Source organism: Cerasibacillus terrae (genome assembly GCF_008039555.1).
In the GTDB taxonomy this organism is placed as follows: domain Bacteria; phylum Bacillota; class Bacilli; order Bacillales; family Amphibacillaceae; genus Cerasibacillus; species Cerasibacillus terrae.
In genome coordinates this window covers 1-25922 of the sequence record NZ_VDUW01000006.1, presented here as the reverse complement: position 1 = coordinate 25922, position 25922 = coordinate 1, and the positions used below count along the sequence as shown (strand labels likewise).

Annotated in this window: 22 protein-coding genes, 1 pseudogene and 1 riboswitch; of the genes and pseudogenes, 9 read left to right on the top strand and 14 right to left on the bottom strand. The window is 34.4% G+C overall.

Annotated features, from left to right (window positions below):
• Positions 1-476: 476 nt before the first annotated feature.
• From trmL to FHP05_RS09670, 4 genes are all read right to left on the bottom strand, one after another.
• Complete coding sequence (gene trmL, locus FHP05_RS09685) at positions 477-950, bottom strand: tRNA (uridine(34)/cytosine(34)/5-carboxymethylaminomethyluridine(34)-2'-O)-methyltransferase TrmL (RefSeq protein WP_147667512.1); 474 nt, start codon at positions 948-950, stop codon at positions 477-479.
• A 54-nt stretch (positions 951-1004) separates the two neighbouring features.
• Positions 1005-1868: an amidase domain-containing protein gene (locus tag FHP05_RS09680; protein ID WP_147667509.1), complete on the bottom strand. Its 864-nt coding sequence runs from the start codon at positions 1866-1868 to the stop codon at positions 1005-1007.
• Positions 1869-1918: 50 nt separating this feature from the next.
• Complete coding sequence (locus FHP05_RS09675; RefSeq protein ID WP_147667508.1) at positions 1919-2464, bottom strand: methylated-DNA--[protein]-cysteine S-methyltransferase; 546 nt, start codon at positions 2462-2464, stop codon at positions 1919-1921.
• A gap of 458 nt (positions 2465-2922) precedes the next feature.
• Positions 2923-3612 (bottom strand): Crp/Fnr family transcriptional regulator, encoded by a 690-nt coding sequence (locus FHP05_RS09670; RefSeq protein WP_147667506.1) that lies wholly within the window; start codon positions 3610-3612, stop codon positions 2923-2925.
• 175 nt (positions 3613-3787) lie between these two features.
• Here FHP05_RS09670 and dat point away from each other — a divergent pair, with 175 nt between their 5' ends.
• Positions 3788-4657: a D-amino-acid transaminase gene (gene dat / locus FHP05_RS09665; protein WP_147667503.1), complete on the top strand. Its 870-nt coding sequence runs from the start codon at positions 3788-3790 to the stop codon at positions 4655-4657.
• Positions 4658-4931: 274 nt separating this feature from the next.
• Entirely contained in the window at positions 4932-6929 is a 1998-nt protein-coding gene (locus FHP05_RS09660) for a S9 family peptidase (protein ID WP_147667500.1), read from the top strand.
• Between the two features lie 226 nt (positions 6930-7155).
• Here FHP05_RS09660 and FHP05_RS09655 read toward each other — a convergent pair whose 3' ends face one another.
• The 8 genes and pseudogenes from FHP05_RS09655 to FHP05_RS09620 form a co-directional block, all read right to left on the bottom strand.
• Positions 7156-8118, bottom strand: coding sequence for an alpha/beta hydrolase (locus tag FHP05_RS09655; protein WP_147667497.1), 963 nt, complete (start codon positions 8116-8118; stop codon positions 7156-7158).
• 525 nt (positions 8119-8643) lie between these two features.
• On the bottom strand, positions 8644-10956 hold the full coding sequence (locus tag FHP05_RS09650) for a YhgE/Pip domain-containing protein (protein ID WP_191126313.1): 2313 nt from the start codon (positions 10954-10956) through the stop codon (positions 8644-8646).
• A gap of 324 nt (positions 10957-11280) precedes the next feature.
• Entirely contained in the window at positions 11281-12384 is a 1104-nt protein-coding gene (locus tag FHP05_RS09645; RefSeq protein ID WP_147667494.1) for an ABC transporter permease, read from the bottom strand.
• Complete coding sequence (locus tag FHP05_RS09640; protein WP_147667492.1) at positions 12381-13643, bottom strand: ABC transporter permease; 1263 nt, start codon at positions 13641-13643, stop codon at positions 12381-12383. Before FHP05_RS09640 ends, FHP05_RS09645 begins: the two co-directional genes overlap by 4 nt.
• A gap of 17 nt (positions 13644-13660) precedes the next feature.
• Positions 13661-14593 (bottom strand): ABC transporter ATP-binding protein, encoded by a 933-nt coding sequence (locus FHP05_RS09635; RefSeq protein WP_147667489.1) that lies wholly within the window; start codon positions 14591-14593, stop codon positions 13661-13663.
• 182 nt (positions 14594-14775) lie between these two features.
• On the bottom strand, positions 14776-15606 hold the full coding sequence (locus FHP05_RS09630; RefSeq protein WP_191126312.1) for a cytochrome c oxidase assembly protein: 831 nt from the start codon (positions 15604-15606) through the stop codon (positions 14776-14778).
• 254 nt (positions 15607-15860) lie between these two features.
• Positions 15861-16497 (bottom strand): annotated as a pseudogene (locus FHP05_RS09625) (response regulator transcription factor).
• Between the two features lie 45 nt (positions 16498-16542).
• On the bottom strand, positions 16543-17616 hold the full coding sequence (locus FHP05_RS09620; protein WP_230973984.1) for a sensor histidine kinase: 1074 nt from the start codon (positions 17614-17616) through the stop codon (positions 16543-16545).
• A gap of 313 nt (positions 17617-17929) precedes the next feature.
• Here FHP05_RS09620 and FHP05_RS09615 point away from each other — a divergent pair, with 313 nt between their 5' ends.
• The 5 genes from FHP05_RS09615 to FHP05_RS09595 all read left to right on the top strand — a co-directional run bounded on the left by FHP05_RS09615 (position 17930) and on the right by FHP05_RS09595 (position 22899).
• Positions 17930-19042: an SDR family oxidoreductase gene (locus FHP05_RS09615; RefSeq protein WP_147667481.1), complete on the top strand. Its 1113-nt coding sequence runs from the start codon at positions 17930-17932 to the stop codon at positions 19040-19042.
• Positions 19043-19106: 64 nt separating this feature from the next.
• Entirely contained in the window at positions 19107-19736 is a 630-nt protein-coding gene (locus tag FHP05_RS09610) for a pentapeptide repeat-containing protein (protein WP_230973983.1), read from the top strand.
• 631 nt (positions 19737-20367) lie between these two features.
• On the top strand, positions 20368-20658 hold the full coding sequence (locus tag FHP05_RS09605; RefSeq protein ID WP_147667476.1) for a hypothetical protein: 291 nt from the start codon (positions 20368-20370) through the stop codon (positions 20656-20658).
• 76 nt (positions 20659-20734) lie between these two features.
• A complete protein-coding gene (locus tag FHP05_RS09600) occupies positions 20735-21271 on the top strand; it encodes a hypothetical protein (protein ID WP_147667474.1) in 537 nt (178 codons plus the stop codon).
• Positions 21268-22899 carry a carbon starvation CstA family protein gene (locus FHP05_RS09595; protein WP_147667471.1) on the top strand — a complete coding sequence of 544 codons (1632 nt, stop codon included), beginning with the start codon at positions 21268-21270 and terminating at the stop codon, positions 22897-22899. Before FHP05_RS09600 ends, FHP05_RS09595 begins: the two co-directional genes overlap by 4 nt.
• Before the next feature lie 228 nt (positions 22900-23127).
• Here FHP05_RS09595 and FHP05_RS09590 read toward each other — a convergent pair whose 3' ends face one another.
• Entirely contained in the window at positions 23128-23724 is a 597-nt protein-coding gene (locus tag FHP05_RS09590) for a lysophospholipid acyltransferase family protein (RefSeq protein WP_230973982.1), read from the bottom strand.
• 218 nt (positions 23725-23942) lie between these two features.
• Positions 23943-23987, top strand: a riboswitch (PreQ1 riboswitch).
• Between the two features lie 7 nt (positions 23988-23994).
• On the opposite strand from FHP05_RS09590, the gene FHP05_RS09585 reads away from it, so the two are divergent.
• Both FHP05_RS09585 and FHP05_RS09580 read left to right on the top strand, forming a co-directional pair.
• Positions 23995-24480 (top strand): QueT transporter family protein, encoded by a 486-nt coding sequence (locus tag FHP05_RS09585; protein ID WP_147667465.1) that lies wholly within the window; start codon positions 23995-23997, stop codon positions 24478-24480.
• A 422-nt stretch (positions 24481-24902) separates the two neighbouring features.
• The gene (locus FHP05_RS09580; protein ID WP_147667463.1) at positions 24903-25496 is read left to right on the top strand and encodes a hypothetical protein; all 594 of its coding nucleotides are present in this window, start codon (positions 24903-24905) and stop codon (positions 25494-25496) included.
• A 148-nt stretch (positions 25497-25644) separates the two neighbouring features.
• Here the strand turns inward: FHP05_RS09580 and FHP05_RS15465 are convergent.
• Positions 25645-25922, bottom strand: a 278-nt coding sequence (locus FHP05_RS15465) for a hypothetical protein (RefSeq protein WP_210766933.1), incomplete at its 5' end; no start/stop codon positions are given.

Below are 25922 nucleotides of genomic sequence, written 5' to 3'. Positions count from 1 at the left end.
CAAAAAATGCATATTAGTCTTTTTATTCTAAATAAAAGCTCTTTTGTTTAACCTAGGAAATTTTCCGTTAAAAACAGCATAATACCGACTGAATTCTCAACCAGACTCTTATCCCTCCAAAAAAAGTCATTTTATCACTTCTAGTTCACAAGTGGAGCTTTTTCCGTTATAATAGAAATGAAGAATTAGGTATTTTTAAAGTGATTCCAGTTGAAGCGATTCATACATAGTTTTAAAGGAGGATATACAAATGAAAATAGTTTTACTAATGGGAGTTATTGTTGTATTTCTAATCTCCATCTTTACATCTGGCTATGAAGCAAAACCTGGAGTACCAAAAGATAATCAATAATAGTAAAAACCGCCTTTAACATAGATGGCGGTTTTTATTATTGGGTGTCTTCTTAAAAAACCGTTGTCTTGAAAAAACATCTACATAAGCAGATAAGCAGTTAGTTTATGCTAAAATATCCCTATCAATCCACACCAGGGAAGCCTTGTTGGCGTAATGCTTCATAAATAATAATCGCTGCTGTGTTCGATAAGTTCAGTGAACGAACATGATCATTCATATGAATGCGTAAACAGTACTTTTCTTTCCCTTTTAATAATTCTCTAGGAATTCCTTTTGATTCTTTTCCAAATACAAAAAACAATTCCTCATCCGGATTACTATAATCATAATCTGTATAATATTTCGTTCCAAAGTTTTCTATATAATAAAAAATTCCTGTTGAATATTTCTTGTATAAATCTTCCATGGAATCATGTTCTACAATATCGACTTTTTCCCAGTAATCCAGTCCTGCCCGTCGAACCATTTTCTCATCTAATGAAAAACCAAGTGGATGAACAAGATGTAATGTAGTATTGGTCGCTAAACAAGTTCTACCAATATTTCCTGTGTTTGCAGGTATTTCTGGTTCAAATAAAACGATGTGTAAACCCACTTGATCGCCTCCCTCTATCTACAACTTTTTTTAAAAAATAACCTTTTTATTATATCATGATTCGGTTAGATGGAAAAATTTATATTTTATATTTGGAGTCCATGCAGTTGAATCTTCATATGACCAATAACGATGTCTGCTATTATCTGTATGTGCATTGACAAGTGGCATACCATCCGCATCCTTCGCAACAACAATTGTTGTATGGTCAAAACGCCCATCCCCTCTAAAATCATAACAAATCACATCACCTGGAATTAATTGTTCAGCTGTTGTAACTTCCACCCCTTTAATTCCCTTTGTTGCACCACTTAAATACCAGCGTAAGCTATGTGCAACTGCCCAACTAAAGCTCCAATTATTTCCTCCATACCACCAGCCACGCTCCCGATTTGGACTCCCCCACATTGGTGCTCCACCAGCATATATACATTGAGAGACGAAATTCGTACAATCTACATCAAATGTTCGAAAATCTGGATGATAACTATTCCACCATTGTTCTGCATATTGAACAGCTTTCATGCGATCATAGGTAAACCTTTCTCTTTCTCCATCCCTTTTTTCTATTAAGTCCAATGTCTCACTATTTTCTTGTTCTATATTTTTGTTTTTCAATTCTTCATGGGATATGACTGCACCATTTTCTGTTTTATATTGATATGGAATAACTATCTCCTCGATATAAAAATCTTCCCTTTGCTTCATTAAAAATGCAACATGAAGTAAATAATGGTATGTTTCGTACTGTCGTTCTTTAAAGTGATGAAACATATGCCCTTTTCCTGTTATTTTCACAATTTCTACCTGACGTTTTTTACATAATTCTAATTTCCTCTCGAACCATTGCGGTCTCTTCTGATCGTTCATATCATTCAAATCAAGACGTAATAACCAGTCTTTTTTTAATTCTTCCATAAAAAAATCCCCTCCATTATAACTATATGGAAAGGGGATAGAATTAATGGTTATTTATCTGTTTCATTTAAAACATTTTTATATGTTTGTTCATGGTTTAATAAAAATTTCTTTTTATCTAGTCCACCATTGTAACCAATTAACTTTCCATTGGAGCCAATTACGCGATGGCATGGAATAACAATGGAAAACGGGTTCTTATTTACAGCCCGTCCAATCGCACGTACTGCAGCTGGGTTATCAATCATTTCTCCAATTTCTTTATATGTTTTTGTTTCCCCATATGGTATTCCATCACTTAACTTTTCCCACACCATTTTTTGAAAATCCGTTCCATATATTGTTTTTTCAAATGTAAATGTTTTTCTTTCTCCTTTAAAATACTCTTTCAGCTGGTCGATTACTTCGATACATGTTTCAGGATAATGTAAAAAATGGATTTTTTTAAAATATCGATTTGCCCATTTTAAAAGCTTTTTTTCAAGTTCTTCTAATGTTCCATAGTCAATTCGTAGCATTGAATTTCCATCATTTATAATTAATAAAGGGCCAATTGGCGACTCGAATTCCGCATAGTATAAAGTTGTCTCTTCCACAGATGTCCACTCCCTATGTTAAATAGACTTTTTAAGTGCTATTTTTATCTTTCAAATCTAGTATTTTCCGTTTACATATGTTGGATCATTAAATTATATTTATTGTTTTTTCACAAAATTCATTTGGTAATGTTTGTGAAGACAAATCACAAGTTATTCTAATTCCACAACAATCCTTTTTTTAAAAAGTTGCTAGTAAAAACCATCTAGCTATTTAAACTGTTTCATTTGTTCATTTTGTTTTTTAAACCTAAGAAGTTACTATTAAAATGGGCCAACATCCCCATCCCATTTTTCATTATATAGACCATTTCTTATTTCCTTCTATCACTATATTTTACGAAACTATGTAACAGATATCAATGGGGATATACAATTCGTAAATAAAACGTAATTAAAACGTAAAATAAAAAGCCCCCTTCATAAATCTCGTTACAAAGGGGGCTTAAAAAAGTTCCTTAAAGTATACAATTTTTAACGGAACATGAATAACAACCTAGTAAATTATTTAAATACTCGACATCTTTAATAATATAATTTTTATTACTATTTGATATAATTCCTTTTTCTTTCCATTTATTCACAATCCGGCTAACCGTTTCTCTGGAAACACCGATATGTTTACTTACGTCATTTAATTTAATGGCTTCCATAATCGAAATACCTTCTGATGAAACAACACCATACATATTGGAATAGCGAATGAAGACAGAAGCAATGGCACCTTCTGTTCCGAATGCAAGATAATCACGAATTTTTGCTTTACTCATTTCTAATTCTTCAGCAATCCATTTCGTAAATTTAATTCCAATCATCCCATCTTCTTTCATTAATTGAAGGATGTCCTTTTTTTGAATAACTGATAGTTTACAGCGCTTTGTTGCAATTGCTGTATTGGAATATTTCTTTCCAGCGAAAACACCAATTTCACCAAATGCATTTTGCTGTCTTCTCAAAAATACAGTAATATCTTTATTTTCATCCACTGTTTTATAAAGTCTCACTTCGCCAGAGTGAATAAAATATAAATGATTAGCAGAGTCACCTTCTCTATAGACAAATTGCCCTTTATCTACAATAAATAATTTAGTTTTAGAAAGAATTTTTTCGCGTTCATATGGGTCAAATCGTTGTAATATTGCCACCATTTATGTTCACCCTCTCCTATCCTACTTCAACTATACCACCGAATAGTCATTCGATTTGTCACAAATTAACGAACCTTTTGCACATGACATCCCTTGTTCGGAATACACTATAACAAGCTTATTTACATTCTAAATATATCCATATATAATAGCCTATAAGTAAAGGGGGATTACGATGGGAGTTTATCCAGTAGTATTATCACAAACAAAATTCGTTCACCGTGATAGTCTGAAATATCCATTTGAAGAAAGGGGTCTTCAATTTGGAGATGGTGTTTATGAAGTTATTCGTATTTATCAAGGGGAATATTATTTACTAGAAGAGCATGTAGATCGACTTTTTCGTTCTTTAAAAGCCATTAAAATTAAAATACCATATTCAAAAGTGGAGATAACCAATCTGCTACTTGATCTTTTAAAACGAAATAAAGTGACAGAAGATGGTAAGGTATATTTACAAGTAACAAGGGGTTCAGCAGCACGAGATCATGCTTTTCCAGAACATACAACTGCAAATATATATGCTTATATCACAAAGCAACATCGTAACATCGAGAACATTCAACATGGTGTTTGTGCCATTACACAAGCCGATATCCGTTGGGAAAAATGCTTTATTAAAAGTTTAAATCTTTTGCCAAATGTGATGGCAAAGCAAGTAGCAAAAGAAGCAGGTTGTTATGAAGCTATTCTGCATAAAAATGGACGGGTTACGGAATGCAGCTCATCCAATGTTTATCTTGTGAAAGATGGAAGTATTTATACCCATCCTACAACCGAAAATATCTTACACGGCTGTGTCCGTATGGCAGTAGAAAGATTTGTTAAAAACCTTGAAATCCCATTTATCGAAAAAGCATTTACACTAGATGATATCGATGAGGCTGATGAATTATTTTTAACAAGTAGTACATCAGAAGTTCTTCCAATCATACAGGTAGACGGGAAAATGATTGCTGATGGACAGCCCGGACCAATTAGTAATAAACTACAAAAAGCATATGAGCAAGATGCAAATATTCATACCGAAGTGATTAAAAAGTGATAAAGTGAAACTTCAATCAGTGGGAGTCTTCTTCATCTAGCACTGATTGTTAGTTGAACGAATCGGGCCTTTACTGGCTGTTAATCCTTGACTTATATTTCTTAAGTATTTCGAATTCTTGAAGTAGAGGTCTTACAGCCAGTTAATCCGCGATAAAATATTCTTAGACTACCCTACCATTTCAGGGTAGTTTTTTATTTTTTAATTGATTCGTAACCCGAAATAGATTACACTAATAGAAACATTACAAAAAATACAAAAATGGAGGAATTATATGTCTAAAGAAAAACGCCCTATTCAACCAGAAGATTTTATAAAGCTATCCATCTACAGTGATCCACAATATACCCATCGTAATGCATTTTTCTATGTATCTACCAAAATTAATGATAAAGGAAAATATGAATCACATCTTTATAAACAAGTATTAACCGAAGAAAAGCCAACAAGATGGACATTTAGTGGTCAAAAAAATAATCATCCCCGTGTTTCACCAGACGGAAAATACCTTGTTTTTCAATCAGACCGTTCTGGAACCATGCAAATTTGGCTTATGTCACTTGCTGGCGGAGAGGCAAAGCAAATTACCACATTTCCATATGGAGCTACTAGTCCAGAATGGTCAAAAGACGGAAAAACCATTCTTTTCACTGCTCGATTGGAAGCTGATGATGATATTTATGAACTAAAGGAATTAACAAAAGAAGATAAAGAAAAGATAAAACAAGAAAAAGCGGAAAAACCACTTATTGTTAATCGACTAAAATATAAATCGGATGCACAAGGATTTCATGATGATAAAAATGTACATATTATTCGTTATGAACTGGAACAAGATTCTTTCGCACAGTTAACCTCGGGAAAACTTGATTACTATTATCAAGATATCTCACCAGATGGCGAAACTCTCCTCTTTGCAGCTAATTTAAATAAAACGGCAGACAGAGAGTTATATCTTGACCTTTATACATTAAATATGAAAACAAAAGAGATTCATAAACTTACAAATAACAAAGGTCAATACTATGATGCTCATTTCTCACCTGATGGAAAACAAATCGTCTGCTACGGAAATACATTTCAATATGATGGTGCAACATTAAACGAATTGATTGTCTTTGATGTGAAAACCGGTAAAGAAAGATGGCTTTCGAAAAAATGGGATGTACAGCTAGGGGATTTAATGATTGGAGATACACAATTAGGCGAATCCTTTACAGGTCCTGTCTGGTCTAATGATGGGAGTAAAATTTTCTTCCTTGGTACCGAACATGGCGCAACTCATCTATTCGAAACAGATTTAACTGGAAATCGAAAAATAGTTTACACGGATAATCACCATATTTTCAGCTTTGATTATGACCAAAATACAGACTCATTTATCATGGGAATAAGCACTCCAGTAAATCCTTGTAATTTCTATCATTTGCAGGACGGGAAAGTAAGGCAAATAACTAAAGCAAATGAGAAATATGTAAATGAAGTTCATTTAAGTAAACCGGAAGAAATCAATTTCCAAGCTGATGATGGATGGGATATCCAGGGATGGCTTCTTCGTCCATACGGATTTCAAAAAGGGAAAAAGTATCCCCTCATATTAGAAGTTCATGGCGGTCCGCACGCTATGTACGGGCAAACCTATTTCCATGAACTACAATTGCTTGCTGCGAAAGGCTATGTCGTTCTATATACGAATCCACGAGGGTCACACGGATATGGGCAACAATTCGTTGATGCATGCCGTGGGGATTATGGTGGGAAAGATTATACGGATTTGATGAATGCAGTAGATTATGTGCTTGCAAACTATTCATTCATTGATCAAGATCGAATGGGAGTTACTGGTGGGAGCTATGGTGGATTTATGACCAATTGGATTGTCGGTCATACAAACCGCTTCAAAGCAGCCGTTACCCAACGTTCGATAAGTAACTGGCTTAGCTTTTATGGGGTGAGTGATATCGGGTTCTTCTTTACGAAATGGGAGCACGGCTATCATTTATTAGATGACCCAGTGAAATTATGGAATTTCTCCCCATTAAAATACGCGAAAAATATAGAAACCCCATTACTTATTTTACATGGTGAATTAGATTTCCGTTGCCCAATTGAACAAGGCGAACAACTATTTATTACATTAAAACATTTACAAAAAGAAGTAGAATTCGTTCGTTTCCCAAATGCAAACCATGAATTAAGTCGTAGTGGAGATCCAAATATGCGAATAGAACGATTAAATCATATTTTACGCTGGTTTAAAAAGTATATATAAAGTGAAACTTCAATCAGTGGGAGTTTTCTTCATCTCTCACTGATTGTTAGTTGAACGAATCGGGCCTTTACTGGCTGTTGATCCTCTGCTTATTATTCTTAAAGTAGCTCGAATTTTTGATATGGAGGTCTTACAGCCAGTTAATACGCGATAAAGTAAAATCCCTTTAAGGTAGACTGATTTAAAATTAAAAATCAGCTTCGCCTTAAAGGGAGCTTTTATGACATCATTTTCCTATGGTTTCTTGTAAGAATACTTTTAATTTCTGGATATAGGTATCTTTTTCCATTACAAATGCTTCTCCATGATTTGCCCCTGGAACCGTCCAAATATCGGCAGGACTTGATGTATGTTTATATAATTTTTTAGTCATCTTTGTCGGGACAAATGTATCTGATTCTCCATGAATATATAGAATAGGAACAGCGGCTTTTTCTACTTGAACCAGGCTTGACGCCTCCTTTAAGGAATACTCCGCTCTTATTTTCGTTACAACACTTGTCATATCAAGTAATGGAAAAGCTGGCAGATGAAACATTCGCTTCATTTGATAACTAAATAAATCATAAACATCAGAGTACGGGCTGTCCGCAATAATCCCTTTTACTTGCTGAGGCAATTCTTCTCCACTGGCCATTAAAACTGTTGCCGCTCCCATCGAAAGACCATGATAAATAATTTCCGTATCATCACCAAGTTTTTTAAGGAGTTGATTTGTCCAATCAATAAGGTCTAGCCGATCATGCCAACCAAACCCATAATAATCACCTTCACTTAGACCATGCCCTCTTAAATCTGGCATAAATATGTGGTATCCAAGTTCTTCATAATAATATTGGCCAAATAAACCCATTTGTTTCGCATTCCCTAAATAACCATGGGCGAAAACGACTAATTTATTTGTCGGCTCTTTTGCTTCTAGAAAATATCCGTTCAAAAGTAGATGATCAAATGATTCCATAGACATTGTTTCAAAGTCCTGCTCTTTAACCCAGGCTCGCCAACCACCTTCTAAAAACTCTGTCATCACTTCAGCAGATACTTTCAAATCTTCATTTCCTTCAAGAAATCGCTTTTCTCCACGCTCTATTGCTAAATGATAAAAGTAAAAACTAAGACCAACCATAATGATAAATATAAATCCTACACATCCAAGAAAAAACCGTCCTAATTTTCTTTTTTTACTCATCCCACTCCCCCCTTTACTATTAAGTGAAACTTCAATCAGTGGAAGTTTTCTTCATCTCCCACTGATTGTTAGTTGAACGAATCGGGCTTTTACTGGCTGTTGATCCTCCACTTATAATTCTTGGGTATCTCAAATTCTTGGTGTGGTTACAGCCAGTTAATCTGCGGAAAAGTCTATTATTCTATTATACAAAATAAACAGGGCTCATGGAGATGGTAGTTTTTTCAACTCTGTAAGGCCATCTGTCAAATGTGGTAGTGTTAGTCTACCTATATTTTCTCACTAGCAACAAACTACAAGGTTTAACCTTTGCGGTAAAGTGAAACTTCAATCAGTGGAAGTTTTTTTCTCCCACTGATTGTTAGTTGAACGAATCGGGCTTTTACTGGCTGTTGATCCTACATATATTACTCTGTGAGTAGCTTGGATTCTTGGTGTGGAGGTCTTACAGCCAGTTAATCTGCGGAAAAAACAGAGCCAAAATGGATTGATTCCACCTTAGCTCCCTTTTTAAGATGTAATATTTTAATGAAATAGCCCAGATTCTTTTGATTTTTCCTTGATTTGTTTTGACTGCTTATTAATGATTCCTTTTAGGAAAGCACTAAAGACAATCATAATCACAGCGAAGGCAAATAAGAACAATAAATCATGAATAGCACGTTCCCAAACGATTCCACCTATTGCCTCTCGCATCAGTCCTACAGCATACGTAAACGGTAAAAATGGATTGATTTTTTGGAAGAATTCTGGAAGTAAAACAACAGGATACGTTCCTCCAGACCCAGCAATTTGTAAAACAAGCAGCACAATCGCCATTGCTTTTCCAATATCACCGAAAACAGATACGAAAGAATAGATGATCGTCATAAACACAAGACTGATAAATAACCCGAAAATAACAAACCATACTGGGTTTTGCGCCGTTACACCTATCGGATATAAATCACCGACTGTTACAATGATGGTTTGTAATAAAGAAATCGTCAAAAATGTAAATAGTCGGCCAAAATATGCCTCTCTAAATGTATAATTCTCTAGATGGTGTCCATCTGTTGCAACAATAGAGATTAATAATAATCCTCCTACCCAAATAGCTAGAACCGTATAAAAAGGTGTCATTCCAGTTCCGTAGTTTTCGATTGGAAAGACTTTATTTTCTTCTAACACAACAGGCTCTGCAAAAAAGCTCTCTTCAGCTTCTGGATTGTTTTGTAGGAGCGTAATAATTTCATTAATATCTGCTTCTTCATTTAATTCTCGAATCCGTTTAGCTAATTCATTTACTTTATGATGAACAGCAGGATAACTATTCGAGGCTTTTGTTAATGATTTTTGACCGCTTTCTATTTTTTTCGTTGCCTCAGCCAGCATTTCTTTAACTTTTGGAATTGCCTTGTTAACATCCGTTAAAATATTCTTTGCATTGGCCATCGTTGTCTTCGCTTCTTTTACAGAACGATCTACAGTAGGGATTACTTTTTCATTGAATTCTTTATTAAACTTATCCAAACGTTGTATCGTTGTACCTGTCTTTTCTTTTATCTCTCTAAATGTTTTATCGATATCTTCCTGTTTTTCATCTAATGTGTTAGCTAATTCATTTGTTTTCGTTTGAATTTCTTGCAATTCTTTTTGTAGTGCACGTAATTGTTCAATTGTTTTTTCGACAGATACTTGAGGTGTTTGAGATGGGTCCCTGTTTTCAAGTTGAGAAATCAATCCATCAACTGTTTGCTTTGCATCTTGTTGTCCGGGTGCTTCATTTTGACCTATTTGCTCAGAAATATCTTGTAATTTCTTTTCAACCGTTTCATGTGTAGAATTAATTTGTTCCTGGTTAGCAGGATTTTGTTTGTTTATTTGTTCCAACCCTTGAACAATCGTATCAATGGTTTCAATGGCTTTGGTTAGTTTTCCATTTACATTTTCTACTAATTGTTTACCTTTATCTAAATCAATCTCGGAATTATTGATTTTTACTAAATAATCATCAACGTGTTTCAGTGTTTTATCTACCTTTTGTAGATCATTTGTAATAATTGGATTTAATTCATTCCAACGTTTTTCAGCTTTTTGTAAGACATCATTCGCCTCGTTAATTTGTTGTAAGCTATTTGCTGTAATCTTTTCCACTTCAGGGATGGCCTTTTTCGCCTTACCTAAAACATCTTCTGCCTTGTTGGCATCTTTTTGGCTATCATCTAGTGTTTCTTTAATTCCTGGGAGTTTTTTCTCCAATGTAAACACATACTCTTCAAACTGCTTAATATCCGGTAAATCTTTTTCCAACTCTAGTCCAATATCATTAAACATTTCGAAAATAACACCATTAACAGTGGCAACAAATTGACTGCCAACCTCTTCAACTATCACACTAGCGCCTTTTCCGGTGATTTTCGGTGCGATTGCATTAATCTTCTCATTGACATAATAATCAATGGTAGCCTTTTCCGGAATATCTGTAATTACCGAACCTAGTTTTTCCGAAAAATCCTCTGGTATAATAATAACCGCATAATAATTTCCATATTCTAATTCGTCTAAGGCTTCTTTTCTTTTATCAAAATGCCATTCAAATGAATCATTTTCCTTCAATGTGTCCACAAGGTCATTCCCAACATGGATATCCTCTCCACGTACATCTGCCCCTTTATCCTCATTGACAAGCCCAATCGGAATTTGGTCTGTTTGACTATATGGATCCCAGGAGGCCTTAATATTAAACCATGCGTAAAGAGACGGAAGCAAAATTAAACCACCAATGACAATTGCCACGACCCAATTCGTTGTAATATTTCGGACATCACCTGTAAATATTTTCCAAATATTCTTCATTTGAACCTTCCTATCTTTTTTTGTATATGTATATATTTTAGCATGCCTTATATTCACCGATTTAGCAATAATTAGTCTGTATTTTTTTATAATTAGAAGCGAAGGGTAGAAGTAGAATGAGTTTTTTAATACATATCTTTTTTCTTTTCTTTCCAAATCTGGGCACGATTGAGATATTTCGTTACCTCTTTTCACTTTCTTTCCGATTCCAGGCACGATAAACACTATTTCATTACCTCTTTGACATATGAACACCAATTCCGGAATGATTAGCGTATTATCGCATGAAAAAAACCGGCATCTCTACCAGTTTTTTAAATTCTATCATACATGCCTTTTTTCCATCAAGTGCATACCGATTCCCATCAGTAGTACTCCCATCAGAAGTAAGATACTCACAGGTTTCATAATTTCAATAAAAGTATCTCCATAAATAGTAATTCCATTTAACATATCCATTCCATACTTAATTGGCATGATGTTTGCTAAAAAAAGCATCCCTTTTGATTCAACTACTTCAAGTGGCCAATAGGCACCACCTATCATCGCCATCCCAATTGCAATAAATGGCATGATTGCATTAAACTGTTGTACCGTTTTTACAAAAGAAAGTACCAATAGGGAAAGGGCTACAATCGTAAAAACATATGGAATAAGCAGGACTAAGATTTCGACCAATTTCCCATGAAAATCAACTTGAAATCCATATCGAAACAACATAAATATCAGTACGACTTGAACATACCCTAAAAAGAAACTGTAGAGTAAATTTGCAGTATACATTTCCGATTTTTTCACTGGTGATAAAATAATCCGATCCCATATTCCTGCTTGTTTTTCCACCAATATTTGTACAACACTATAGGCAATGGTATAGATGACAAAGAATAAGGTCATTCCAAAAATTTTATGCAATTGATCATTATAAATCCATGTATTCTCCCCTTTAAATTGTTCATATGAAATTGAAAAAGGTGCAAAAGCTTCTTTGTCATTTAATGATTTTTTAAAATCCGCTTGAACACTTGAATGGACTTGTGCGAGTAATTGCTCTTGTTTCCATTTTTCCTCATATGCTTCTATTAGTAGTTGGTTTGCGATTAGCGTGTAAAATGATTCCATTCCTTCCACAATCTGAAATTCATTTTCCTTCAAAATAATCGCAAATTCTGCTCTTCCATTTTCGACTTTTTTATATATTTTTTCATGATCGACCCATTCAAAGGAAAAGGCTTCCGATTCCATCAAAGTCTTTCCAATAACAGAATCTTGTAGTTTCTCATTTTCTGCATAGATTGGAACAGATAATTTACTAATATCACCTGTCCCCATCACCAAAACAAACCCGATTGTTAGTCCTGTCATGAGAAGAAATGTCCACGGAGTACGGAAAAATAATTTCAATTTACCAAATAAAATACCATTCATCGTGATTCCCTCCTTTTTGGAAAGGTCATCATGGCAAGCAATAAGAACACCAGTCCAAATCCGATTAAAAAGTATATATAGTTGGACACACTCGCTAAAGAATTACCACGTAATAAATTTAAATAAGCAGAAAGTGCTGCCCCATTTGGTGTGACATTTCCCAAACTACTAATAACATCGGAAAATTGCCCAATTGGAAAGAAACTCCCGCCCAATAATGCCATTACATAAATAATGATGGATGAAAATATCGTTGTAACAACTTCTGAATGAAGGCGATAGTTAATTGACGTTAAAAATACGGTTAATCCACCGATTGCAATACTTAAAGCAAAAGTAAATATCATCATGTCACTTGGATTTGGCCAACTTACTCCAAAGAAAATACGAGAAAAACCGAAAATAATCCCTAATTGCACCAAAGCAAGAATGATACCTGATAAGAAAATACCGAAAAAATACTTCCATCGAGAAACATTCGCTAATAAAATGCGGTCAAAAACTAATAATCTTTTTTCTTCAAATGTGTAAAAACTAATCGTACTAGCAATAAATAAGACATTCATAACAGCCATTGCAACCGTATAGTAATGTTTTGCCTGTACCGGTTTTTCTTGATTTACAGATGTTATTTCCCCAAATACCTCTTCCCCGTCTGATTGTAAAACATGTTCATCCAAATCATAATTAGCACTCAATTGCCCTAAGGCATAATTTTCCTCAAAGCGTTGTAATAATGATTGAACAATCGAAAACCCTAAAGAAGACTCCTTATTTCCATGAACGACAAGCTCCAAATCTATTTCATTCTCTAAAAACATGTTTTGCAGGAAATGATACGTAAAGTCCTCTGGTATTTCAATGACTGCTGTGTAATCTTGTAAAGCGGCTTCTTTGTCTTTTTCTTTTATATACCCGACTTCAATCATTTCCTTCAATGCATCATTACCAAGTACCTCATTTTCTAGCATCTTCATGGGTGCTACATTGTCCATTGACTCTTCTATCTCTGTAATGGAAACTTGCTCTCTTACAGTCTCTTCCATTTCTTTTAAAAAACGAGCTATTTCTTGTTTTTCATCCCCATGATTTAAAATCGCAACACGAATGTCAACATCTGGTGTTTCTTGATTCATTAATCCGGATAAACCAGTACCAAGGATAAAAATCAATACGATAGGTAGACCAAGTAATAACAGTAAATGTAACGGATTACGCCATAATAAGAGCAATTGTTTTTTTACAATAGTCCAAACCATATACCCACTAGCCTCCTTTAATCACGAAGCCCACGGCCAGTAAGATGTAAGAAAACATCTTCCAATGTTGGTACTTCCGTTGTAATTGATTTTAAATTCGTATTCGTCTGTTCCGCATAATGTGTTAACTTGGCAAAGACATCTACTTCTTTTGGCAAAATCAAGGTAATCGTCTTTTCGTGTACAGATAGGCGGTTAACGGACGGATCTTCCTTTAGTAAAGTTAGTAATTCACTTTTTACTTGCTCTACTTCGAGTTGAATCGTTTTTTCCGCTGATAGAATTTGTTTAATTTCATTTGTTGTACCCGAAGCAATTAAACTTCCTTTATCCAAAATATAAATCCGGTCACATAAAAATTCGACCTCTTCCATATAATGACTCGTATATAAAACCGTCATATTCCTTTCTTTATTTAAACGCTTAACCGTCTCTAAAATATAACTTCTTGATTGAGGATCAATCCCAACTGTCGGCTCATCCATAATTAAAAATTCAGGATTATGAAGCATTGCAACACCGATATTTAATCGGCGTTTCATCCCACCGGAGAATGTTTTCACTACTTCTTTTCGTCGTTCGATAAGACCGGTTAATTCGAGTACTTCTGTAATTTTCCCCTGTAGTTGCTTTCCTCGTAGCTGGTAAAGTCTTCCGAAAAACTCCATATTTTCTTGTGCTGTTAAATCTTCATATAACGCAATTTCTTGTGGTACAATCCCAGTAATCTTTCGCAAGGCTTCTGGCCTTTTCAATATACTCTTTCCTTGAAACAACACATCCCCCTCACTCGGTTCAATCAGGGATGATAGCATCGAAATGGCAGTTGATTTCCCTGCCCCATTCGGACCTAATAAACCGACCATTTCTCCTTTTTCTATAAACATATTTAAATTTTTCACAGCATTGTTCTGTTTGTATTTTTTCGTTAAATTGACTAACTCAATCATAAAATTCCCCCATTCTTGTGAAGACGCATATTTCAAAATCTCTTCATGCTTAATTATAGTATAGAAGATAAAATACCATGCAAACACTATCTAGAGTCATTGCTTTTATAAAATAAGAGTGACTAAGGTCATTTTTTCAAAATAAAAAGACCCCCTGCAACAGCAGTGAGTCTCCATTCTTCTTATTTTTTCGTTGCTTTTCTTTTTTCAAAAACTTGCACAAGAAGCATCGTGATTAGGAATACAACAATTCCTCCACCAAGTAAAATTTGTCCACCTACATGTTGTAATTGAACAGGTTTACTTGGTAATAATGATTCATAAAAAGAGGCTGGTAATGGTTCCTCATCGGGTGGAAAACAAGCTTCTAATGCATCCACGAATACCCCTAAATCAGAATAGGTTTCATACATACCTTCTGTTGAAAACATTAAAAATAAACTAACCGGGATTAATGCAAAAATACTTAAACCAACATATAATAATTTTTGCTTTCTTTCAAAGCAAATATCAGTAACAATCGGAATCCAATATAATATCGCAATAAAAAGTAATCCAAACATATAGAAATAATTCGTATAAATATCCATTCTTGCTGCATCGAAAATCGCTGGAACATGTAGCATCGTTAAAAAGGTAAAAAACAAAATAAATGCCACATACGGCTTTGTTAAAATATTGGCGATTTTTTTTGCAATCGGAAATTTCAATGCTTTATGGATGATTTCTGTCTTAAATCCGATAATCAATAGTGGAGGTGCTACAAGTAAAAACAAAATTAATTGAATGATATGTGTACTAAATTGAATCCGTGCAACAATATTTAATGGACTACCAATTGCCATATAGGCAACGAATACTCCAATAATAAAAATAATGGATTTCCACCATGTATGATTTTTCCCAGTTGGTAAAATAAAAAAATAGAGGATTAATGTAAAAAAGGCCAGCAACAATATTCCGCCATTCCATACAGATGATACATGTAATTCATCTAATAAAATTTCAATCAATGAATTCACCTTCTCCCTTTCGTCTTCCATATCTAAGTTTACCGAATAAAACTACTGTGAAACATGTACAAATCTAACAAAATCATGAATTTCTGAAAAAATAGATGATTTTACGTTGCAACAGTGATTTTTTTCATAGATGTTTTTGAATTTTTCCTATATAGAAGGTCTCGTGGGTTGGACTTCATCCATTTACTTTGGTTAATTACTTATTTTCGTCTACACCACTCTGCTTCAAATTTATTTTTCGGTTCTTATGTTAACCCATGTTTCACCGCAAATAATGCTAGTTGAGTGCGGTCACGTAAATTTGTTTTTTTGTAAAATTTGTGTGATTTGATTTTTCACCGTCCCAACAGACAAAAATAACCCCGCTGCAATTTCCTTATTTGTTAACCCTTCTCCAACCAATTGAATAACCTTTAATTCCCGTTCCGTTAATGTAACAGGCAGTTCTTGTTTTGTTTTCTTTTGTTCTAATAGATGTGGCATTACTTTTGCAACAACCTCATCATGTAAAGGCATGGCCCCTTTCATGCAACTATAAACCGCTTCAATTAAGCGATCCGATTCGGCTGTTTTTAATAAAAATCCATTTGCACCATCCCGTAATGTTTCCATTGCATATTGTTCATCATTAAAAGTAGTTAAAATAAGAATTTTTACATGTGGCCATTTTCTTTTCATGATTCTTGTAGCATCAATTCCATTCATTACAGGCATACGAATATCCATCAACACAAGGTCAATGAGATGCTTTTCTACTATATCGATTGCCTCTTCTCCATTCTCTGCTTCATGTGTGACTTGAAGATTATTATCCTGTTCTAAAATAACTTTCAACCCTTGCCTGACAATTGCTTGATCCTCCACTAATAAAATTTTCCACATATATATATTCCTCCTCGGAAGGGGCAATAAGTTCCATTTTCCTTCTTATGTACTAGGCAACATACCACTAACAATAAACATATTTTCTGTTTGATAAATATTCACTTTCCCCTTTAATGATTCTACCCGTTTCCTCATTGTTTTGAGGCCGAATCCGTATTCCCATAAGTTCGTATCAAGGATAGAATTTTGAATGGTAAATGATAGCTGATTATCTGCTGTTGTTCCTAATATCACTTGGACTTCGCGAGCTTCAGCATGGCGCATTGCATTCGTTAACGCTTCCTGTATGACACGGTAAAGCCCGACTCCTACTTCATTTGTTAAAGAAAGATTTAAGACACCACGCTTTAATGTGAATTGCACTTCTAAATGACTTTCTGCCTCTAATTTTCGAATCAGTTGAATAACCGCAGCGATACCCTCATATTCATCCAATTGTAATGCTTGTACTGCTTTTCTTGTTTCTTGCAAACTCTCCGTCACCATTTGCTTTAAATCGCGATACGTATCATTTTTTTCCTGAATGGCAAGCATCTCCAACTTCATCATTAAAGCTGTTAATTGATGACCAACTGAGTCATGAATATCGCGTGCAATCCTTGTTCGTTCTTCTAATCTCGCCGCTTTTTCCGCTTTTAAATGTGTCCGCTTCATCTGTCGATAACGTGTCTTTAATTGGTTATATTTTTCTTGCTGTTCCAGTCTATCATGATGTAAATACTTGAATTGGTAGAGCACATAATAAAGCATGAGATGAAAAAAGATGACCCCATAAATCGCCTCCATTTTTAGAAGGCAGAGCACGAAAACAAACATACTATGAATGATGACATATAAACGAAAATTCCCTTTATCTAAATAAAATACGGCAACAAGGAAAACATATAACAGAAATAAAACCGTATTCGTATATGATGTTGTAAAATAATATCCATGTAATGTAAGTAAACCACCCAAAACACCAAACAGCACCAATAAATGACGCTTTAAAGACAATAAAAACCAAATAGCGAGTGAAATAGCGAAAAACATTAAACTAATATACGTATAATGATGATTCTCTGCTAAAAGCAATACCCAAAAACCACAGAATAAGAACAACTGAAACCAAAACATCCGCACACATATTCCCCCTTTATTTATCACAGATTAACTGGATGCTAACCCTTTCGAATGAAGGTTCGCTTTATATATCATTTTAAGTGGAATATCACAAATAACTACTGATTTTTTGTAGATTTAAGAAATATAAATGATTTGTGTTGGATTTAAGGGATGTTAGTGAAGCAATTATTGACCTGACATAAGCATCTTCACATGAAGATGTATTGTCCATAGTTTGAGCTGCGTGCTCTTCGGCTGAAAATACGTGTCTCTTTTCAAAATGGCCTTCCCACATCGATAAAAAAATACAAAGGAAGAAATAATCATGCAACATGTTTATTTTATAACAGGTTATCCGGGATTTCTGGCATCTGGATTAATTAGACAATTAATAAAAGATTATCGGGAGCAAGTAAAACATATTTATCTTCTCGTTCTCCCTGAAAAAATGAATCGAGCAAAGGAAGATATCTTCCACTTTCAAAAAGCATATCAATTGGACCAAGACTTCACCACCATCATACCAGGTGATATTACAAAAAAACAGCTAGCAATGAATGAAGGAACCATGGCCAAGGTGAACAATCAAGTCACACATGTTTTCCATCTTGCTGCTCTTTATGATTTAGCTGTACCAAAAGAACTAGCCCACCTAACCAATGTTTTAGGAACAAAGCAGGTAAATCAGTGGGTACAGACACTTCCTTCTTTAAAACGTTATGTCTACTTTAGCACGGCCTATGTTTCTGGGACTCGGAAAGGAAAAATTTACGAACATGAACTAAAGAAGAAGCAAAGCTTTCGCAATCATTATGAGCATACTAAATATCTCGCAGAAATAAGTGTACGAAAAGTCATGAACATTGTTCCGACAACCATTATTCGCGCATCCATTGTTATTGGAAATTCGCAAACAGGGTTTATTCCGAAATTCGATGGTCTTTATTTTTTATTGAATTTTTATGATAAAATACATTTCCCCTCCCTCATCCCCTATTTCGGCGATAGCCAAGTGAAAGTGGAGGGAAATTTTGTTCCATCTGATTTTGTTTTACAAGCAACGAGTTTTCTCGTGATGCAAGAAGAAAGTATTGAAAAAACATATCATCTAACAGATCCAAATCCATATACAATGCGTGATATCCAAACTATGATTGCAGAAGTCTTTTTAGGGAAAAGACCAAAAAGAAACATCCCTATCCCCCTAACAAAAGCGCTACTCCAAGAAAAAATGATAAGCAAATGGATTAAGGTAGAAAAGGAGGCAATGGATTATTTCACCATTCCTTCATCTTATGATTGCTCTGAAACCCTCAAAGATTTGAGTGGCACAGGAATCACCTGCCCTGATTTGAAAAATGTGCTTCCACCAATGGTTGATTTTTATCGTAAATATAAAGATGATCACCAGAAGCAAATCGATGTATTCAGACAATAACCATGGAAGAACAGCCATTGGTATGGTAAAATTCCAGAAAAAGGGGGAGAAACCGTTGAAGAAAATGAAAACCATCCAGCTTCCAAGACTGCCTAATGAATTATCAAAACAAACATTCCAACCATCTGAAAATCCCTATTATGCAAGGTGTGTGTTTGAAAGTGATTCAATTAAAAATATCACGATGCCCTCCATTTATTTCCAACAAGTTAAATTTAAACAGATACATTTTGAAAACATTTCATTTCCCAATATCGATTTAATGGACGTTGTCTTTGATCATTGTGATTTATCAAATATTGATTTCAGTGGTGGAAGGATGCATCGCGTACAATTTATAAATTGTAAAATGCTCGGGGCAAATTTTTCAGAAACAACACTAGAAAATGTCGCCATTGATACATGTCAAGCAGGATTAAGTTCTTATGGATTTTCTAGATTCAAACAAATCGGATTCAGAGATAGTTTTCTGGAAAACAGTGATTTCTATGAATGCCAATTTAAAAATGTCCATTTTCAAGAATGCCAATTGAACGGAGCAAATTTTTCCAACACCCCATTAAACAATATCGACTTAAGCACCAACAGATTCGAACGTTTAACTGTTACATGGAACACATTAAATGGATGTACCGTCTCCAATGAGCAAGCTATCGGATTCTCCAAATTACTCGGATTAAAGATAAAAGAATAGACGTGATTTCAGCTTAGAGCCTTTTGCCAGTAACACGAGGATGGGAGGTGTTGGGTTGATATTGTGCGACTTTAAAGTAGAATTATACAACTGCTAGTTTATAATTATACAACCTTGTTTAAATTGTGTGAGCTCTATTTCATATCAACAAACCCTATTCCTCTTTTCACTTACCATCCCCAATAATATAGCCAAGCTATCTACAAGATACTGCCCAGTAACCTCTTGTAAAATCTCTTCAAAATTTTCTTAATTTTCTCTACTCCATACATTACTTTAAAAGTAAAACCCCAATCAGCGGGGTTTTTTCATCTTCCATCGATTCTTAGCACCACATGGGTATGACAATAAAGGCCCTTAAACGAATTGGGCGTTTGACTCGCCACCCGTCCCCACCTATCATTCTTGATTCTCTTGAACTCTTGAAGCAGGAAGTATTACAGCCAGTTAACCTACGATAAAAAATTTTAAGCAATGGGGTTGAACTTTTCAAAATTATTATATATTATTGTTAATATTAACTTTTCAGTATATTGTATTTATTATAGCAATTGAATAATATATTGTAATGAAGGATAGAAAATCTTTCTACGCTTTTTTTACAAAATATCAATGAAAGAGAGGTGACACCATGGAAATTTCTGTTTCATTGGATGAAAAAGTTAGAGAATTAATCAAAAGAAAAGGTAATGTTCTAACTGTTTCTAGGCTTGATTTAAATGATTGTTGTGTCCCAACAGACGAATTATGGACGGAATACAAAGCACCTGAAAATCTCAATCATTACTACGTTGTAAAAGATCATAGCTGTCATTTTTTTATCCAAAGGGGACTGAATTTTAGGAATAATCAAGTCGAATTAAAAACTTTTGGTATCAAACCCTTTAAAACTATTCGTGTCGAAGGGTTAATCAGATTTTAATTCCACATCTACTTTCACTTATGAAGAGCCAAGTTAGTGAAGAGAATCTATCAATCGCATTGGAGGCTGAACAATAATGGTTAAAGATAACGTACTACATACATTTATCAACGACTTGGCAAATCTATACACACCTTACTTTGACGTATATAGAAATGAGCAACTGGATGGATTGCCATTATCATTCTTAGCTCAATACCGCCGTCGGGATGAACGCTATATGTTATCCAAAAAAATAAAAATATATGGCATTGAAAATCAACAAATCATTTTTGCAACAGCTTGCGAAAAGGCAATCACTTCAAATTTCTTAAAAGATTTCTATGAAAAAATTGAGACCAATCTTGATAATTACATCATTAAACATGAAGAACATATGTCTACCATTATTTTAGGAATGATTGTGACAAATCATGATATAGATCAAAAGGTTCTTAAGGACGCCAAAAAATTTCGGAAAATTAAATTTTTGAAGTTTGGATTACATGGATGGGCGGAAATATATTTAGCAATTGTGAATCCAAAAAAGAAAAACATTATTATTCACTCAAAAGGAAAGCAATTCGTATCTGGGGTAGACAACTTTTTAAAGGGGGAAAATGTAGCACAATGACACTTATTTCTTTATTACTAATCGTTGGCGTTATTTTTATCATCGCATATTTCACATACGGAAGATTTCTTGAGAAAAAAATGGGTGTTGATCCAAACCGCAAAACACCAGCTGTCGAGATGGCAGACGGTGTTGACTATGTAGAAGCAAAAAAGCCTGTTCTCTTGGGCCATCACTTCGCAACCATTGCAGGAGGAGGTCCGATTGTTGGTCCAGTATCTGCTGCTGTGTTTGGATGGATTCCTGCTGTTATTTGGATTGTACTTGGTAGTATTTTCATTGGTGGTGTGCATGACTATACAGCTCTCCAGGCATCCATTAGGCATAAAGCACAGTCAATTGGTACAATTATTAAAGAATACATCGGAAAGCGTGGCCAAACGTTATTCTTAGCATTTTCAGTTGCTACTCTCATTTTAATTGTTGGTGTATTTATTATTTTAGTTCGTGATACATTTGTAAATGTACCAGAAGCTGCAACATCTTCTTTACTCTTTATTGGACTCGCTGTTTTATTTGGTATTTTAGTCAATCAATTACGGATGAATTTCCTACTAGCAAGTGCATTAGGTGTCATCGCAATGTTTGTTGCTGTTTGGTTTGGAAATGTTTTTCCGTTACATTTAAGTGGTACGACATGGGTAATCATTTTACTTGCCTATTCTTATATTGCATCTGTTTTACCTGTATGGATTTTGTTACAACCACGTGATTATTTGAACTCATTTTTACTGTATGGAATGATTCTTGGGGCTGTCATTGGAATTATCTTCGCAAACCCTGTGATGAAAATGGATGGATATACAGGATTTTACAATGAAACGTTAGGATATATGTTTCCTATTTTATTCATTACCATTGCCTGTGGAGCCGTATCTGGGTTCCATTCCCTAGTATCTTCTGGGACAACAGCCAAACAACTTGATAATGAAAAAAACGGAAAATTCATTACTTACGGTGGGATGTTACTGGAAGGATTTCTAGCTGTCATCGCGATTGGTTCTGTAGGGTATTTAACACAAGCCGAATTTACGACAAAGCTTGCAGAACTTGGTGGTCCAATTCCCACATTCTCTGCTGGTGTAGGATTTTTAATGAGTCATTTCGGAATTCCAGAGGTTGTCGGAACAACTTTTGTTGCCTTAGTCGCATCCGCTTTCTTAATGACAACATTAGACTCAGCAACCCGCTTAGGAAAATATGCCGTACAAGAATTTGCTGAAGGAAAATCAAAATTCTTTTCCAATCAACATATCGCAACATTGATCATCGTAATCGGTGCAGGTGCATTAGCTGTTTCAGGAACATGGAATAAGGTGTGGCCACTATTTGGTTCCGCAAACCAAATGCTCGGTGCCATTGCGTTACTCGCTGTAAGTGCTTGGTTGATGAAAAAAGGTGTTAATGCTTGGTTTACTATCATCCCAATGATTTTAATGTTTATTATTACACTTTCCGCTTTAAGTGTCTTAATCTATGAAAATATCTTTACCGGAGGATCACCAAACTACTTCCTTGCTATTTCAGCATTTGCATTACTTGTATTATGTATTTTCCTCATTTTTGAAGCGTGGAATTCGTTCACAAAAACAAAAGGGGATAAGGACAATCCTGTAAAAGCTTCGTAATCATCAACGAGAAAAAGAATAAACTGTTGGGTAGCAAATCTCCTAACAGTTTATTCTTTTTTATTTCGCTGTGATTTTTTCTAAAAAAAATGATAATATGTGGTGTGCAGTCCAAGGTCTGGGATGTGTGTTTGTCGCTTGGGGATGTGCGGACCAACGCCATTCTAAACAACCGATCTTTCTTCAATCATCACCAGGCTCCAATCCTACCAAGCGCATAAACTCTTCCTAGGTATGCTCTCGTAATTCCGTTTGTAATACTTTCATTTTTCCTTCTAATTCATGCATCATTTGGTTGATTCTTTCTTTTTTTGGGAGGTCTTTTTCCATATATATCGGCTCACCAAATATAATAGATGGCTTTTTTCTTTTGAATAAATCTTTAAAATTATTTGGTCCAATATATGCTGCTGGAACAATTGGTGCATTAGCGAGATTTGCAATTGTCACTGCTCCCCTTTTTAATGGAACATCCTCTGTTGTTCTTGTTCCACTTGGAAAAATCCCAACTACCTTTCCTTCTTTTATTAAATTTCGTGGTATTTTTATCGCACTTGGTCCGGGATTTTCACGGTTAACTGGAAAAGCATTTAATTGTTCCATAAGCCATTTGGTAAAGGCTGTTTCAAACAGTTCTTTCTTCGCCATAAAATGTAGTTTTGTTGGGAACACAGAAATTCCAAGCCACAATATATCTACCCATCCTGTATGCGTACATGCGATAACATATCCATCTGATTTAGGTAAATTTTCCTTTCCGTTTACTTTTATCCGACCAAACATGCTTAAAATAATGTTTAACAATCTAGCAGCAAAATTATATATCATGATCAATCATCCTTATTTATATTGTTACCTCCATTTTATCACATGGGATTGATACCTGGTACTATTTTTTATACAAATGCGCATTTGTATTTGTTTTCTTTTATTATTCCCTTCTTTTTTATCACAAAACAATACAATAGCATTACCATTTTCCCCTATATCCTGATTTCTGTTCCTATGTTATAATATATCTCATGAATTTTACATTCAAAATTCATAACGTGGTTCGAAACCATCCCACGCAAAAAAACTAAGGAGCGTATAAAAATGAAAACAAAAGTACTTGCCATCAATGGGGTAATTGCTGCACTATATATAGCGATTTCCACCTTGATTATTCCGATTGCATTCGGTCCGATTCAATTTCGGATTCCTGAAATTTTTAACCATTTAATTGTATTTAATAAAAAATACTTCTTTGGAATTGTAGTAGGTGTATTTATCACCAACTTATTTTCGGAACTAGGTAGTTTGGATTTAATTTTTGGACTAGCTCATTCGATTTTATCTTTATTAATCATTATCCTACTATCCCGTGTGATTAAAAATAAGTGGATTCTCTTATTTGCGAACACATTTGTTTTTACATTTAATATGTTCATCATTGCATATGAGTTAAACATTGCTTTTAAACTTCCATTTTTATTAACTTGGTTGACAACTGCAGCTGGTGAATTTATCATTATGGCGATTGGAATGCCGCTGATGTATGCAATGGATAAGAAAATCAATTTCAAAAAATTAATTGATTAAAATAGACATGCCATTATCTTGATAAAAATGGCATGTTTTTTTATTTTAAGGAAGCTCTCCAGCGAATATAATCCCATTCCATAACGAGCTTATTTGTCGAATCTTTATATAAAATTGGTTAATATGTAGAAAAATGATATGATTTATAGTAATTATTTCCATAATAAGTTTTCCATTACATGTAAAAATCTTAATTTGTGGACAAAAAAACTTGGTATATCTGTAGAAATACTGATATACCCACTTATTTCCCGGTATAACGATGTCATAGCTTATTTAACAATCTCCCTTGAAATAAAGTGAAACTTCAATCGGTGGGAGTTTTCTTCCCTTTACTGGCTATTGATCCTCCACTTATAATTCTTGATGTGGAGGTCTTACAATCAGTTAATCTGCGATAAAATAAAATAGGAGGCATCACCATGAAGCGATTTACATTTGGAATGATCATACTTATTTTGCTTTTGACAACCGCCTGTTCTAATGATGAAAAAGGCGATGCAAATATCACTGAAACAGATATTAATGAATTTGAAAGTCACTTAACAGATTTGCTGACAGATGTTTCATTTTTATATGAAGTCGACATCGAAAATGATGACATCCATTTAATGGAATTAACAATTGACTATTACGAAAAAGGAGCATTTAAAGAAGAAATCTCTTACTTCCGCTCCAGTATTAGTGAAAAGGACAAAAAGGAACCATTACGAATTTTCGTTGCAAGGCAACAATCCGAGGACGAAACAGAACAATGGATTAGTTCAATCATGAGTAAAAATGGATATACTAGCACTGTTGCTGGACCATTTCCAGTAACCGAATATGCATCTACTGCGCATAATCAAACCAATTTACCACTAGCGATTAATATTGGAGAGGAAAAAATTATAGGTGTGTTTGTGCGAACAAATAAAAATTCCTCTACCTCAATCAATGAAATTAAATCAAAAGAAGATTTAAAAGCAGCAACCGATTATGAAGAAGCATATGTCATTAAATTAAAAATTAAATAATTTAACTTTATAGTAACTTTCATATGCATGTTATAAGGTTATGACTGAATTTCCATCTTCAATCAATGGGGGTATTTTTATCCCCCATTGATTGTTAGTACCACATAATTATTTACATATGCTATTTCAAAAAATAAGTAATTGGATACTATAACATTTTTCTAAGCTCTGTTGTTAAAGCAGTAGCTTTTTTTGATTGAATTCCATTGAAGATAGCACCAAAGAGGAAAATGAACATAGGATAATAATGCAAAAAGGCAAGATAATCACTATCTTGCCAAATTCTATAATCATTATTTGAGGAGCATTCCTGTAATGAAGATATTTGAGGGAATTTGAGGTTTGCATAAAAAAGAGCTCTCCTGGTATAGTACAAGGTGTCAATGCGCATTGACCCTGAAATTATAGATACCAAGGAGAGGACTC

Bases quoted from the DNA above. Each gene is read 5' to 3' on its own strand.
- FHP05_RS09680 (WP_147667509.1), bottom strand. From the start codon at position 1,868: ATGGAAGAATTAAAAAAAGACTGGTTATTACGTCTTGATTTGAATGAT.
- FHP05_RS09670 (WP_147667506.1), bottom strand. From the start codon at position 3,612: ATGGTGGCAATATTACAACGATTTGACCCATATGAACGCGAAAAAATT.
- dat (WP_147667503.1), top strand. From the start codon at position 3,788: ATGGGAGTTTATCCAGTAGTATTATCACAAACAAAATTCGTTCACCGT.
- FHP05_RS09660 (WP_147667500.1), top strand. From the start codon at position 4,932: ATGTCTAAAGAAAAACGCCCTATTCAACCAGAAGATTTTATAAAGCTA.
- FHP05_RS09655 (WP_147667497.1), bottom strand. From the start codon at position 8,118: ATGAGTAAAAAAAGAAAATTAGGACGGTTTTTTCTTGGATGTGTAGGA.
- FHP05_RS09650 (WP_191126313.1), bottom strand. From the start codon at position 10,956: ATGAAGAATATTTGGAAAATATTTACAGGTGATGTCCGAAATATTACA.
- FHP05_RS09645 (WP_147667494.1), bottom strand. From the start codon at position 12,384: ATGAATGGTATTTTATTTGGTAAATTGAAATTATTTTTCCGTACTCCG.
- FHP05_RS09640 (WP_147667492.1), bottom strand. From the start codon at position 13,643: ATGGTTTGGACTATTGTAAAAAAACAATTGCTCTTATTATGGCGTAAT.
- FHP05_RS09635 (WP_147667489.1), bottom strand. From the start codon at position 14,593: ATGATTGAGTTAGTCAATTTAACGAAAAAATACAAACAGAACAATGCT.
- FHP05_RS09620 (WP_230973984.1), bottom strand. From the start codon at position 17,616: ATGTTTTGGTTTCAGTTGTTCTTATTCTGTGGTTTTTGGGTATTGCTT.
- FHP05_RS09615 (WP_147667481.1), top strand. From the start codon at position 17,930: ATGCAACATGTTTATTTTATAACAGGTTATCCGGGATTTCTGGCATCT.
- FHP05_RS09610 (WP_230973983.1), top strand. From the start codon at position 19,107: ATGAAAACCATCCAGCTTCCAAGACTGCCTAATGAATTATCAAAACAA.
- FHP05_RS09605 (WP_147667476.1), top strand. From the start codon at position 20,368: ATGGAAATTTCTGTTTCATTGGATGAAAAAGTTAGAGAATTAATCAAA.
- FHP05_RS09600 (WP_147667474.1), top strand. From the start codon at position 20,735: ATGGTTAAAGATAACGTACTACATACATTTATCAACGACTTGGCAAAT.
- FHP05_RS09595 (WP_147667471.1), top strand. From the start codon at position 21,268: ATGACACTTATTTCTTTATTACTAATCGTTGGCGTTATTTTTATCATC.
- FHP05_RS09585 (WP_147667465.1), top strand. From the start codon at position 23,995: ATGAAAACAAAAGTACTTGCCATCAATGGGGTAATTGCTGCACTATAT.
- FHP05_RS09580 (WP_147667463.1), top strand. From the start codon at position 24,903: ATGAAGCGATTTACATTTGGAATGATCATACTTATTTTGCTTTTGACA.